7 protein-coding genes are annotated in these 14,396 nt (G+C 71.1%); 4 read left to right on the plus strand and 3 right to left on the minus strand.

Annotation, left to right across the window (positions count from 1 at the left end):
- Positions 1-40: 40 nt before the first annotated feature.
- The 3 genes from B0E54_RS04955 to B0E54_RS04965 all read left to right on the plus strand — a co-directional run bounded on the left by B0E54_RS04955 (position 41) and on the right by B0E54_RS04965 (position 4,285).
- On the plus strand, positions 41-1,729 hold the full coding sequence (locus B0E54_RS04955) for a methylmalonyl-CoA mutase (RefSeq protein WP_234582057.1): 1,689 nt from the start codon (positions 41-43) through the stop codon (positions 1,727-1,729).
- A gap of 161 nt (positions 1,730-1,890) precedes the next feature.
- Positions 1,891-2,814, plus strand: coding sequence for a tetratricopeptide repeat protein (locus B0E54_RS04960; RefSeq protein WP_234582058.1), 924 nt, complete (start codon positions 1,891-1,893; stop codon positions 2,812-2,814).
- An 85-nt stretch (positions 2,815-2,899) separates the two neighbouring features.
- Complete coding sequence (locus tag B0E54_RS04965) at positions 2,900-4,285, plus strand: arginase family protein (protein WP_308195336.1); 1,386 nt, start codon at positions 2,900-2,902, stop codon at positions 4,283-4,285.
- Between the two features lie 134 nt (positions 4,286-4,419).
- On the opposite strand, the gene B0E54_RS04970 is transcribed toward B0E54_RS04965, so the two are convergent.
- Positions 4,420-6,384: a penicillin-binding transpeptidase domain-containing protein gene (locus B0E54_RS04970; protein ID WP_234582059.1), complete on the minus strand. Its 1,965-nt coding sequence runs from the start codon at positions 6,382-6,384 to the stop codon at positions 4,420-4,422.
- Between the two features lie 286 nt (positions 6,385-6,670).
- On the opposite strand from B0E54_RS04970, the gene B0E54_RS04975 reads away from it, so the two are divergent.
- Positions 6,671-11,752: an NAD-glutamate dehydrogenase gene (locus tag B0E54_RS04975; protein WP_234582060.1), complete on the plus strand. Its 5,082-nt coding sequence runs from the start codon at positions 6,671-6,673 to the stop codon at positions 11,750-11,752.
- Between the two features lie 72 nt (positions 11,753-11,824).
- On the opposite strand, the gene B0E54_RS04980 is transcribed toward B0E54_RS04975, so the two are convergent.
- Both B0E54_RS04980 and B0E54_RS04985 read right to left on the minus strand, forming a co-directional pair.
- On the minus strand, positions 11,825-12,532 hold the full coding sequence (locus tag B0E54_RS04980; RefSeq protein WP_234582061.1) for a class F sortase: 708 nt from the start codon (positions 12,530-12,532) through the stop codon (positions 11,825-11,827).
- Between the two features lies 1 nt (position 12,533).
- A complete protein-coding gene (locus B0E54_RS04985; protein ID WP_234582062.1) occupies positions 12,534-13,916 on the minus strand; it encodes a hypothetical protein in 1,383 nt (460 codons plus the stop codon).
- Between the last annotated feature and the right edge of the window lie 480 nt (positions 13,917-14,396).

The raw sequence follows: 14,396 nt of genomic DNA on the forward strand, positions 1-14,396 counted from the left end.
ACTCGATGTGCAATCGAGGAACCGAGGAGGAGCCCTGCGCATGGACGCCGACGAGATCGACGCCGGACGGGCGCGCTGGCAGGCCCGGTACGACTCCGCGCGCAAGCGGGACGCCGACTTCACCACGCTCTCCGGGATGCCTGTGGAGCCGGTCTACGGGCCGCCGGAGGGCAGCGCGTACCCGGGCTTCGAGCGGATCGGCTGGCCGGGCGAGTACCCGTACACCCGGGGCCTTCATCCGACCGGCTACCGCGGGCGGACCTGGACGATCCGGCAGTTCGCGGGCTTCGGCAACGCGCAGCAGACCAACGAGCGGTACAAGATGATCCTCGGCGCCGGCGGCGGCGGGCTCTCGGTCGCGTTCGACATGCCGACGCTGATGGGCCGCGACTCGGACGACCCGCAGGCACTCGGCGAGGTCGGGCACTGCGGGGTCGCCATCGACACCGCCACCGACATGCAGGCGCTCTTCGACGGCATCGACCTGGCCGACGTCACCACCTCGATGACCATCTCCGGTCCGGCCGTGCCGGTGTTCTGCATGTACCTGGTCGCCGCGGAGCGGCAGGGCGCCGACCTGTCCAAGCTGGACGGCACGCTGCAGACCGACATCTTCAAGGAGTACATCGCGCAGAAGGAGTGGCTCTTCGACCCCGAGCCGCACCTGCGCCTGATCGGCGACCTGATGGAGTACTGCGCGGCGGAGATCCCGCGCTACAAGCCGCTGTCGGTCTCCGGCTACCACATCCGCGAGGCAGGTTCGACCGCCGCGCAGGAGCTGGCGTACACCCTGGCCGACGGCTTCGGCTACGTGGAGCTGGGCCTCTCGCGTGGGCTGGACGTGAACGTCTTCGCGCCGGGGCTGAGCTTCTTCTTCGACTCGCACCTCGACTTCTTCGAGGAGATCGCCAAGTTCCGGGCCGCCCGTCGGATCTGGGCCCGCTGGCTGCGCGACGTCTACGGCGCGACCAGCGAGAAGGCCCTGTGGCTGCGGTTCCACACGCAGACCGCCGGAGTGTCGCTGACCGCTCAGCAGCCGGTCAACAACGTCGTACGCACCGCCGTCGAGGCGCTCGCGGCGGTGCTGGGCGGCACGAACTCGCTGCACACCAACGCGCTGGACGAGACCCTGGCGCTGCCCACCGACGAGTCCGCCGAGATCGCCCTGCGTACCCAGCAGGTGCTGATGGAGGAGACCGGTGTGGTCAACGTGGCCGACCCGCTCGGCGGCTCCTGGTACGTCGAGGCGCTGACCGACAAGATCGAGGCCGAGGCGGAGGAGATCTTCGCCCGCATCCGGCAACTCGGCGGGGACGGGCCGCACCAGATCGGCCCGATGACCTCCGGCATCCTGCGCGGCATCGAGGACGGCTGGTTTACCGGGCACATCGCCGAGTCGGCCTTCGTCTACCAGCAGGCCCTGGAGAAGGGCGACAAGAAGATCGTCGGGGTCAACTGCCATACCGGCACGGTGGCCAAGGAGCTGGAGATCCTGCGCATCTCGCACGAGGTGGAGCTGGAGCAGCGCCGGGTGCTCGCCGAGCGCAAGACCGGACGCGACGAGCCGGCGGTCCGCGCGGCTGTCGCCCGCATGGTCGACGCCAGCCGCACCGACGAGAACATGATCCCCGCCATGCTCGACGCGGTCCGCGCCGAAGCGACCCTTGGTGAGATCTGCGACGCCCTCCGGGCCGAGTGGGGCACCTACCGCGAACCCGCCCGCTTCTAACCCCGTCGATCTTGCACTTTCTGTCCCGGCGAACGGGGTCAATGCCCCGTTTCGGCGACAGAAAGTGCAAGATCGCGGACGTGGGATTGGGGCGTGAGAGTTGCAACGTCGGAGTTGTGGGTGAGCCGGGAATCCGGGCTCGCGTGCGAGACTAGGTAACCATGAGCGACCCACGGATCACCTCGTCGATCTTCACCCGCGGCGCGGTCGACCTCAGCACGCTGCGCGGCCCCGCACCAGCCAGTACCCGCCCCGGCACACCCCCGCAGGGCGGCCCGTCCGCCGGCGTGCCCGGCGCGCAGACCGCCGACGGCAACGCCGGCATCGTCGACGTCACCGAGGCCACCATCCAGGCCGATGTGCTCGAACGGTCGATGGCCATGCCCGTCATCGTCTTCTTCGGTGCGGCCGGCTTCCCGGAGAGCGACGAGTTCGCCCCGGTGCTGGAGCGGCTGGCCGCCGAGGGCGCCGGCGCCTGGGTGCTCGCCCGGGTCGACGTGCAGGAAAACCCGCGGATCGCCCAGATGTTCCGGGTCCAGGGCATCCCCATGGTTTACGCGGTCGTCGGCGGCCAGCCGATCGACGCCTTCTCCGGCGTGGTGCCCGAGGCCCAGCTCCGCCAGTGGATCCAGGCGGTGCTCAAGGCCGGTGGCGTGGCAGTCGCCGAACCGGAGGACCCGCGCCTCGACGAGGCGGACGACGCGCTCATGAGCGGCGACCTGGACGCCGCCGAGCAGGCGTACCGCAAGATCCTCGCGGACGCACCGGCGGACGCCGCCGCCACTGCGGGTCTGGCCCAGGTCGGCGTGGCCCGCCGGGTCGCGGGCGCCGACCCGGCCGCCGCGCTGGCCGCCGCCGAGAGCGCCCCCGACGACGTCGCGGCCCAGCTGCTGGCCGCCGACATCGAGGTGCTCAGCGGCCTGGCCGAGCAGGCGTACGCCCGGCTCGTCGGCCTGGTCCGACGCACCGCCGGTGAGGACCGCGAGACGGTCCGCCAGCACCTGGTGTCGCTGTTCTCCATCGCCGGCCCGGACGACCCGGCGGTCGCCTCGGCCCGGCGGGCCCTGGCCAGCGCCCTGTTCTGAGTCAGCCGCACGGATCGTGAGTTCGTAGTACGCCAGCGCGGGCCGGCGTTTCGCCGGCCCGCCCGACCACCGAGGACGGGAGCTCATGATGCGCCGGATCGCCGTCCTCGACGCGCCGACAAATCTCGGCCTGCGACCGCCGACGTCCACCTCCGTGCCGGGCTGCGCCAAGGCGCCCGGCGCGTTGCGTGACCACGACCTGCTGGCCCGGCTGCGGGCCCGCGACGCCGGCTGCGTCACCCCACCCCGGTACGACCCGGGCGACTGGCGGCCCGGTGACGGCGTGTGCCACGCCCGGGAGATCGCCGACTACTCCCTCGCCCTCGCCGAGCGGATCGGCTCGATCATCGACCGGGGCGAGTTCCCGGTGGTGCTGGGCGGCGACTGCTCCGTGCTGCTCGGCTCCGCCCTGGCCATGCACCGCCTCGGCGAGGCGGTAGGCGGGCGGATCGGGCTGGTCTTCGTCGACGGGCACTCCGACTTCCGGCACCCCGGCAACGCCTCCTACGTCGGCGCGGCCGCCGGCGAGGACCTGGCCCTCGTCACCGGGCGCGGGCAGGCCGACCTGGCCGCGCTGGAGGGCCGTCGGCCCTACTTCCGCGACATCGACGTGGTGGTGCTCGGCATCCGGGCGCAGGACGAGTACCGCCTCGACCTCCAGGCCGCGGGCATCACCACCCGGCCGGTGCCGGCGCTGCGCGCCGAAGGCGCCGCCCGGACGGCCCAGTGGGCGCACGAGCAGCTCGCCGACTGCGCGGGCTACTGGGTGCACATCGACGTCGACGTGCTCGACCCGGCGGTGATGCCGGCCGTGGACGCCCCCGACCCCGGTGGCATCGCCTTCGCCGAGCTGGAGATCCTGCTCGCCGGTCTGGTCGACACCCCGCACTGCCTCGGCGTCGAGCTGACCGTCTTCGACCCCGACTACGACCCGGACGGCTCGTACGCCGCCGAGATCGTCAACACGGTGGTCGCCGGCCTGGCCCCGGTCACCGCGCCGGAGGCGGTGCCACCCCGACTGCTGTCGCCCCGGCCCACGCCCTCCCCACGGCGCGGCAACGGGCGGGGCGCGACAGCCGCCGAGCGCCTCGCGGGGCGTGACGGGCTCGATCGTGCCGCGCGCCTCGCCGGGCGCGACGGCCCCGATCGGGTCGATGAGCGTGGCGGCGACGATCTCCCCGACGGCGACGCCTCCGGCAACCACCCCGCCGGCGTCGGGTCCGCCGGCGTCCGTTCGTCGGCCGACGCGGTGGCTGACGACGAGGTGACCGACGCCGTCGCGCCCGCGGCGGAGCCGAACGGCGCGGGCGGGCGGCCCCCAGCCGAGCCAACCGGCCTCGCGGCCCAGATCGCGGCCACTGTCGATCGCGAACCGGTCGGCCCGCCTGCCTCGGCCGGCCCGGGTCTGCTCCGCCGGCCCGCGCCGCCGGCCGAGACCCCGCCGGACCGGCACGAGGCCGACTCCGCCTGACCCGGTCCACCGCGCCGCGCTCCACCCCGCAATGAGCGGAACCGGGGTGCCCGGACGGCCCGGACACCCCGGTTCGCCGCACCACCGGGTGGATCACCGCTGGGCGCGGGTGGCGATCAGCGGCGTACGGCGGGTCAGGTGGCGGGCACGGCCCGGAGGAAGCGCTCGGCGATCGGGACGGCCGAGGCGGTGCTGGCCCCGCCCTTCTCCACGAACACGGCGAATGCGACGTCACCCCGCCAGCCGACGAACCAGGCGTGGGTGTGGGCCGGGTTGTCGTCGTACTCGGCGGTGCCGGTCTTGCCGTACACCTCGCCGCCCGGAACGTCCTTGAGGGCGCTGCCGGTGCCGGCGGTGACGACCTCGCGCATCATCGTGCGCAGCGGCTCGATCGACTGCGGCTTGAGCGGTCCGTCGGTCACGGCCGGCTTGGCCGGCGCAGGGTCGACCAGCAGCTTCGGCTGGATGAACGCGCCCCGGGCGACGGCCGCCGTGGCGCCGGCCATGGCCAGGGGGCTGACCAGCGTGGTGCCCTGGCCGAACGACGCGGCGGCCTGCTCGGCCGGGCTGCCGCCGGTCGACACCTTGCCGGTGAAGGCGTCCACCCCGAGATCCCACTGCCCCTCCAGGCCCAGCGAGCGGCCGGCGGCGGCCAGCCCGTCACCGCCGAGCTTCGGAGCCAGCGAGGCGAAAGCCGTGTTGCAGGACTTGGCGAAGTCGGTGCGGAACGGCACCGAGCCCAACTCGAAGTTGTCCGAGTTCTTGAAGGACCGGCCGTCGACGGTGAAGGTCTTCTTGCACTCCACCGGCCCGTCCAGGGTGACCGCACCCCGATCCAGCAGGCCCAGCGCGCTGACCATCTTGAACGTGGAGCCCGGCGGCACCTGGGCGGTGAAGGCCAGGTTCTCGCCGGCCGGCCCGGGACCGTTGGCGGCGGCGAGCACCGCGCCGTCGCTGACGCGTACCGCCACCAGGGCGGACCGGCGCGGCTCGGCGCGCAGGGCGGCGTCGGCCGCGTTCTGGGTGGCCACGTCCAGGGTGGTCTTCAGCGCCTGACCGGGCTGCGGCTCGCGGCGGAACAGCTCGGCGCCGGTGGGTGCCAGCTTGCCGTCCTCGGCGGGCCGCTCGACAACCACCGTCAGGCCGGGGGCGCCGCGCAGCCGCTCGTCGTAGCGGCCCTGCAACCCGCCGTGCCCGACCAGGTCACCGACGACGTACCGGTCCGGGTGGGCGGCGAGGTCGTCGGCCTGCGCCTGGTCGACCGAGCCGAGCAGCGCGCGGGCGAACTCCCGGGTCGGCGCCAGGTCGAGCTTGTCGGAGATGAACTTGGTGCCGGGCAGATCGTAGATCCGGGGTTTGATCTGCTTGTACGCGTCCTCACGCAGGGTCACCACCTCGACGAAGGCGCCCGGATCCGCCTCGGCTACCCGCTTCGGCAGGTCGCCCAGGTCGACGGCGGGGACCAGGGCCGGACGGATCGCCTTGAAGGCGGCGTCAAGATCCTTGACCAGCTTCTTGATGTCGGTGACCTGGTTCGGCTGCACACCCACCCGCACCACCGGACGGGGCGCGACGATCGGCGTGCCGGCCGCGTCCAGCAGCCCCGCCCGGGGGCCGGTGTCGCGGCGCAGCCCCAGCCGGTCGCCCTTGGCGAGCTGCTCGTGGAGCACCCGCGGCTCCCACATCACCTGCCACTGGTCGTCGTCGCCCTTGACGAGCCGCAGCTCCCGGTCGTACGTCCAGTGCGCCTGGCCCGGCAGGGACCAGTCGATCCGGATCGTCGTGGTCGCGATGTTCTTGGTGATCTTCGGCTCACCCTGGCGGGCCAGGGCGGGCGGGGTGGCCGCCAACTCGCCGGACAGCTCCTTGATCTCCTTGGTCACCTCGGCCGCCGGCACCTTGGCGCCGGTCGTGTCGACCATCGCGACCGCCTGCAGGTCGCCGCTGCGCCAGCCGGCGAGGAAGGCGTCGGCGCTGCGCTCCGGCCCGTCGTCGCCGGAACACGCCGCCAGGACGCCAGCGGTGAGCAGAGTCGCCGTGAGAGCGGCGATCCGCCGGGTGCGGTTCGGCCGGTGGGGCCGGGGGTAGGACAAGGTCATGAAGCGGTCCTTCCGGTCTCGGGCTGCTCTGCACGGTAGTACGCGAAGGGTGTCCCCAACGTCCCGTGTGGGGCTCGACGTGCGGAAAGACGGGCCGGGCCGGTGTGATGAACATCGCGGGGCGGGGTATCCCGCAACCGGCCAACCTCGGACCCGCAACGGGTGAAAGGACAAAGTCCCGATCCGGACGTCCGGCCAGTGGTCCGCCGACCAAGGCGGGACACGACAGGCTTACGCTGGGCGGCAGAGTGACCCACAACGCGGTGGGTCGAGGGGAGTGGCACCGATGGACCGGCGTCCGGCGATCAAACCGGAACCCGACCTCCGGCAGGATGACTCCGGCCGGGACGATGACAGCTTCGATTCGGCGACCGACGGGGACGGCTACGGCCGGCTCGACACGGGCGTCACGGGGCTGACCGGGTCGAGCATCGACACCATCTACGATCTGGGCCTGCCGACCGAGGCGTTGGCCGATGACGTGGAGGACGCCGAGCTCGACGAACCGGTCCCCAACGCGGAGCGTCTGGTGGCCCAGGCTGTCGCGCTCGCAGGGGACGACCACGACGCGGCGACCCTGGTCGGCCGCTTCTGGCGGTTCGCCCCGGACGAGGAACTGGTCGGTTTCACGGCGGAGGAGATGCTCGACGCGGCCCGGGCACACCGGGACCTCGCGCAGCAGCGGGTGCCCGGCGAGTTGAAGCTGCGCATCCACGAGCCGCACGCCGACCAGCACCACACCGTCGTCGAGATCGTCACCGACGACATGCCGTTCCTGGTCGACTCCGTGACCGCGCTGCTCAACTCGTACCACCTGGACGTGCACCTGCTGGTGCATCCGCTCGTGGTGGTCCGGCGCGAACCGCTGGGCCGCCTCACCGAGGTCTCGGCGGACGTGGAGCCGGACGACGCGATCGCCGGCGACATCATCGAGAGCTGGATGCGGATCGAGATCGACCCGGTCCGGGACGCCGCCGAACGCGACCGGCTGCGCCGTGAGCTGCAACGGGTGCTCACCGACGTGCGGGAGGCCGTGGAGGACTGGCCGAAGATGCGTCAGCGTGCCCTCGCGCTCGCCGACGAGCTGGCCTCGGCCCGCACCTCGGACAACCGTCCGCCGGTGCCGGAGAAGGACATCACCGACTCGGTGGAGCTGCTGCGCTGGCTGGCGCACGACCACTTCACGTTCCTCGGCTACCGCGAGTACCGCCTGGTGGACGCTCCCGACGGGAACACCGCCGACCCGGTCGACGGCAAGGCGCTGGAGGCGGTGCTCGGCACCGGCCTGGGCATCCTGCGCTCGGACTCCCCGGAGGCCCGGTCGCTGTCGTCGATGACGCACGAGGCACACGAGAAGGTGCTGGAGAAGCGCCTGCTCATCATCACCAAGGCCAACTCGCGGGCCACCGTGCACCGCTCGGCGTACCTGGACTACATCGGCTTCAAGATCTTCAACTCCGACGGCGAGGTCATCGGGGAGCGGCGCTTCCTGGGCCTGTTCTCCACCGCCGCGTACCGGACCAGCGTCCGGGAGCTGCCGGTGGTGCGTCGTAAGGTCGCGGAGGTGCTCGACCGCTCCGGCCTGAGCCGGCGCAGCCACTCCGGCAAGGATCTGCTCCAGATCCTGGAGACCTACCCGCGCGACGAGCTGTTCCAGATCAAGACCGACGACCTGTACCACGCGGTGATCGGTGTGCTGCGGATGGCGGGCCGCCGGCAGCTGCGGGTGTTCCTGCGCCGGGACGCGTACGGGCGGTTCATCTCCTGCCTGATCTACCTTCCCCGGGACCGGTTCACCACCCAGAACCGGCTGCGCATGCAGGACATCCTGCTGCGTGAGCTGAACGGCGTCGGGGTGGACTACACGACCCGGGTCACCGAGTCGATGCTCGCCCGGATCCACTTCATCGTCCGCACCGACCCGACCCGGCCACCCGGCGACATCGACGCCGACCTGCTGGCCGAGGAGCTGGCCGACGCGACACGGCTCTGGGACGACGACTACCGGCTGGTGTTGGAACGCAAGCTCGGCGACGAGCAGGCCAAGCACCTGTTCACGCGGTACGCCGACGCGTTCCCGGAGGGCTACAAGGACGGGCACACGCCGTACGAGGCGATGAAGGACCTGGCCAAGCTGGAGCTGCTGGAGGAGCCCGGCCAACTGGAGATGCACCTGTTCCGCAAGCAGCTCGCGCCCCGGCCGGGCACCCGGGTCCCCGGTGCGGACCTCGCCGACACGACGAACGTGCGGTTCAAGGTCTACCGGTACGGCGAGCCGATGATGCTCTCCGCGGTGCTGCCGGTGCTGCACTCGCTCGGCGTCCGCGTGGTCGACGAGCACCCGTACGAGGTGGACCGGATCGACGGTCGGGTCTACCTGTACGACTTCGGCCTCATGCTGCCCGAGGGGCACCACGAGCTGTCCGAGGTACGCCCGCACGTGGAGAACGCGTTCGCGGCGGCGTGGCGCGGCGAGGCCGAGGTGGACCGGTTCAACGAACTGGTGCTGCGCGCCGGGCTGACCTGGCGGCAGGTGGTGGTGCTGCGGGCGTACGCGAAGTACCTGCGGCAGGCCGGCACGGTCTTCTCGCAGGACTACATGGAGCAGACCTTCATCGCGTACCCGAAGCTCGCCAGCCTGTTGGTGGAGCTGTTCGAGACCCGGTTCGCGCCGGGCGAGTTCACCGCCGAGCAGCGGCAGCAGCGCAGCGGCGAGCTGGTGGAGACGATCCGGGGCGCGCTGGACGACGTGGCGAGCCTCGATCAGGACCGGATCCTGCGCTCGTACCTCACGCTCATCGAGGCGACGCTGCGGACGAGCTTCTACCAGAAGCCGGTCGGCGGGCGGCCGAAGGCGTACGTGGCGTTCAAGCTCGACCCGCAGGCCATCCCGGACCTGCCGGCGCCCCGGCCGAAGTTCGAGATCTTCGTGTACTCGCCGCGGTTCGAGGGCGTGCACCTGCGGTTCGGGCCGGTGGCCCGGGGCGGGTTGCGCTGGTCCGACCGTCGCGAGGACTTCCGCACCGAGGTGCTGGGCCTGGTCAAGGCGCAGATGGTGAAGAACACCGTGATCGTGCCGGTGGGCGCCAAGGGCGGCTTCGTGCTGAAGCAGAAGCCGGGCGACCGGGACGAGGCGGTCGCCTGCTACCAGGAGTTCGTCGGCGCGATGCTGGACGTCACCGACAACATCGTCAGCGGGCAGATCGTGCCGCCCGACGACGTGGTGCGGCACGACGGCGACGACCCGTACCTGGTGGTGGCGGCGGACAAGGGCACCGCCACGTTCTCCGACATCGCCAACGAGATCTCCCAGGCGCACAACTTCTGGATGGGCGACGCGTTCGCCTCCGGCGGTTCGGCCGGGTACGACCACAAAAAGATGGGCATCACCGCCCGCGGGGCGTGGGAGTCGGTCAAGCGGCACTTCCGCGAGTTGGGCCTGGACACCCAGACCCAGGACTTCACGGTGGTGGGCGTCGGCGACATGTCCGGCGACGTCTTCGGCAACGGGATGCTGCTCTCCGAGCACATCCGGCTGGTGGCCGCGTTCGACCACCGGCACATCTTCCTCGACCCCGACCCGGACGCCGCCACCTCGTACGCGGAGCGTCGACGGCTGTTCGAGCTGCCCCGCTCCTCCTGGGAGGACTACAACCCCGAGTTGATCTCGGCCGGGGGCGGCATCTTCCCGCGTACCGCGAAGTCGATCCCGCTCACGCCGCAGGTCCGGGCGGCGATCGGCCTCGACGACGACGTCACGCAGCTGTCGCCGCAGGAGCTGATGAAGGCGATCGTCACCGCTCCGGTGGATCTGTTCTGGAACGGCGGCATCGGCACGTACGTCAAGGCGTCCACCCAGACCAACGCGGAGGTGGGCGACAAGTCCAACGACGCGATCCGGGTGGACGGGCGCAGCCTGCGCTGCCGGGTGGCGGGCGAGGGCGGCAACCTGGGCTGGACCCAGCTCGGCCGGATCGAGTACGCGTTGACCGGTGGCCGGATCTACACCGACTTCATCGACAACGCGGCAGGTGTGGACACCTCCGACCACGAGGTGAACATCAAGATCCTGCTCAACACGGCGGTGGCCGACGGCGAACTGACCACAGCCGAGCGGGACGAGCTGCTGGCCGGGATGACCGACGAGGTCGCCGAGCTGGTGCTGCGGGACAACTACGACCAGGCCCGGGCGATCAACAACGCCCAGGCCCAGGCCGCCTCGCTGCTCCCGGTGCACCGCCGGATGATCAACGAGCTGGAGCGCTCCGGCGCGCTCGACAGGTCGCTGGAGGCGCTGCCGCCGGACGAGGAGCTGGCGGTGCGCAGCGAGTCCGGGCTGACCGCGCCGGAGTTCGCGGTGCTGCTCGCGTACGTGAAGATCGTCCTGGAACGGGAGATCCTCACCGAGGGGTTGGCCGACGAGGAGTGGACGACCGACGTCCTGGTCAACTACTTCCCGACGCCGATGCGTGAGCGGTTCGCCGACCGGATGGGCCGGCACCGGCTCCGTCGGGACATCGTCACCACGGTGCTGGTCAACGAGGCGATCAACCGGGGCGGCATCTCGTTCGTCTTCCGGGTCGTCGAGGAGACGGCGGCCAGCGCCGCCGACGTGATCCGGGCGTACGTGGTGGTCCGCGAGGTCTTCGGGCTGCGTGAGCTGTGGGACACGGTGGAGGCGCTGGACAACAAGGTCTCCCCGGAGCTGCAGACGAGCGTCTACCTCGACACCCGTCGGCTGCTCGACCGCGCGGTGCGCTGGCTGGTCACCAACCGGCGCTCGCCGATCGACGTACCGACCGAGATCAACCGGCTGCGGGACGGGGTGGCCCGGCTGCTGCCCGGGCTCGAGGAACTGTTCTACGGCGGCGAGCGGCAGGCCATCGAGGCGCACATCGACTCGATGACCGAGCGGGGACTGCCCCGCGAGCTCGCCGAGCGGGCGACGCGGCTGATGTACAGCTTCGGCCTGCTGGACGTGGTGGAGACCGCGACCCGCAGCGGACGGGACGTCAGCGAGGTGGCCTCGGTCTACTTCGTGCTCTCCGACCTGTTCCGGGTGGACTCGCTGCTGTCGAAGATCTCCCTGCTGCCGCGCGAGGACCGCTGGCAGACTCTCGCACGGATGGCGCTGCGCTACGACCTGTACGCCGCGCTGGCCGCGCTCACGGCGGAGGTGCTCGACTCCACCCCGGAGGATCAGCCGCCGCACGAGCGGGTGCAGCAGTGGGAGCAGTCGAACGCCACGTCGATCCACCGGGCCCGCCGGGCGATGGGGGAGTTCGACGAGTCGCGGGCGGACCTCGCGGCCCTGTCCGTGCTGCTGCGACAGATCCGCACGCTGGTGCGGACCTCTGGCGCGGCCTGATTCGGTACGCCGGACGCGGTCCGGCCGGTCGGGGTGACCCGACCGGCCGGACCGCTTTTGTGTACGTCCGCCTCACGCCGCCAGGGTGGCGAAGACGACCACGTTGTCCCGGTAGCTCCGAACCGCCTCGTCGAACTGGCCGCCGCAGGTGACCACCCGCAGCCCGGGCCGGTCGTTCGGTCCGTACACCAGCTCGGTGGGAAACGACGTCTTCGGGTACGACTTCACCGAGTCGACCCGGAACGTCGCCGGCTGGCCGTCCGCCCGCTGCACCGTGATCGTGTCGCCGGGCACGAGGGAACCGAGGTTGAAGAACACGGCCGGGCCGAGCTTCGCCGAATCCACGTGCCCGACGATTACCGCGTTGCCGGTCTCACCGGGGCTCGCGCCCGGCTCGTACCAGCCAGCCTGGTCGGCCTGCTCCAACGGGGGGACCTGGACGGTGCCGTCCGGGTTGGTGCCGAGCGACATGATCGTCGCGTTGACGCCGATGCGGGGGATCTCGATGGTGGTCGGGGCAGCCCGGTCCAGCCCGACGGGAACGTCGCCCTGCGCGGCGTGCTCGCCGTCGCCCGGATTCGTGGCGTCGTCCCCGGTGGCCGTTGGCCCGGGGACCTCGGGGCCGGCCTGGGCTTGCGGCTGCGGAGGGCGGGGAGCGGGCCCGGTCTGCAACGAGGCGCCGATCATGCCGGCGCCGATCATGGCCAGGGTGACGACGACGGCCGCGCCGGCGGCACGCCACGGTCTCCCGTGACGGCCGCCGGCCCGTGTCGCCGTCACGTCAGACGAGGGAACCATCGGTCCGCCGACGACGCATCAGAACGATCCCGCCCAGCGCGGCAGCGCCGAGCAGGCTCGCGCCACCGGTGGCCAGGCCACGGTCGGTGCCGGCGCTGACGCCACCGTCACCACCGTCGACCCCACCGTGGGGCAGCACGACCAGTTCGCCCTCGCCGCACGAGCCCTTGAGCTCGTAGCGGCCCGGCTTGGCGTCCTTGTCGACCTTGGCCTCGCCGTAGTACACGAACTCGCGCTCGTGCTCCCGGCCGTTCTCGCCCTTGCCGTGGTCGCCGTACTCGTCCGAGCCGTACTCCTTGTCCGAGCCGTACTCGTCGTCGGAGCCGTACTCGTGGCCCTTGGACTCGCGGCCCTCGGACTCGCGGCCCTTGTCCGAGCCGTACTCGTCGTCCGAGCCGTACTCGTGGCCCTTGGACTCCCAGCCCTTGTCCGAGCCGTACTCCTTGTCCGAGCCGTACTCGTCGTCCGAGCCGTACTCGTGGCCCTTGGAGTCCCAGTCCTTCTTGTCCTCGTCCTTGGACTCCCAGTCCTTCTTGCCTTCGTCCTTGGACTCCCAGTCCTTCTTGCCTTCGTCCTTGGACTCCCAGTCCTTCTTGCCTTCGTCCTTGGACTCCCAGTCCTTCTTGCCTTCGTCCTTGGACTCCCAGTCCTTCTTGCCTTCGTCCTTGGACTCCCAGTCCTTCTTGCCTTCGTCCTTGGACTCCCAGTCCTTCTTGCCTTCGTCCTTGGAGTCCCAGTCCTTCTGGTCGCGGCTGTCGTCCGCGTCCTGGCCGTGCTCCTCGCCCTTCCAGTCCTTGCTGTCCTCGTCGCCGTAGGCGTCGGCGGCAGCGCCGCCGCCCTGGCCACCAGGCTGGGCGTCGTCGGCGGGCGGCTGCGACTTGTCGTCGCCGTTCTCGCCCTTGCCGTTCTCGTCCTTGCCCTCGTGGCCCTTGCCCTGCTCGTCCTTGCCGTGCTCGTCCTTGCCCTGTTCGTCCTTGCCGTGCTCGTCCTTGCCCTTGTCGTCCTTGCCGTGCTCGTCCTTGCCGTGCTCGTCCTTGCCCTGTTCGTCCTTGCCCTTGTCGTCGTGGTCGTAGGAGTCCTCCTCCTCGCTCCACTCGCCGCGGTCCTCGCCCCGGTCTTCCCGCGCCGGCTTGAGCTTGACCTTGCCGGTGACCTTGGACCACACGTACGCGTGCTCCTGCCGATCCGGGCAGATCTCGAGGAGCTTGACCTCGTCGCCGGCCTTCACGACGTGCGGCTTGGCGTAGACCTTGCCGTCATCGTCGTGGTGCCCGTCGGCGAACGCGATCCCCGGCGCGAACACCAGGAGCGACGCGCCGCCGAGCGCGGCGCCCGCAACGACCTTCCCGAGCATCTTCTTAGCCATGACCTGCGTCACTCCATCCCTGTTGTCCTGAGCTCGGCGACAACCGAGCTAAGACCGACGTTAGACCGTTTCATGACTTATGAAGTGAAAGATTCGCGTTTTGACCTTTGCTGGTGGTAAGCGGCTAAGGGGTGCTACGCGGCTTTCCCGGCTCGCAGTGCCGTCTCGGAACCCGCGCGGCCTTGCGTGCGGCCCGCGCTGTTACCGCCCCCCAGTACGCGACCCGCAGCGGTCATCCCGGTAAGAGGCGACAGGTGCCGCTCGCGCTGCTCGGGGGTATCGTCCGAGTTGAGGGCAGGCCGCGCATCGAGCCATTGCCATGGAAGCGCTCCCATGCAAGAATCGGCGCACGCGGTTCGGGGAGCCACACCGCGCAGGCAGGTCGTCGAGGGCATCCGGTTCGCCGGGCGACAACCGGCCGCCGAACGGTCGGCCCCGCGCCGGCCAATCACCACCACCACCGCCCGTCCGGGTCGGGCA

Source organism: Micromonospora sp. MH99 (genome assembly GCF_021442385.1).
Classification (GTDB): domain Bacteria; phylum Actinomycetota; class Actinomycetes; order Mycobacteriales; family Micromonosporaceae; genus Micromonospora.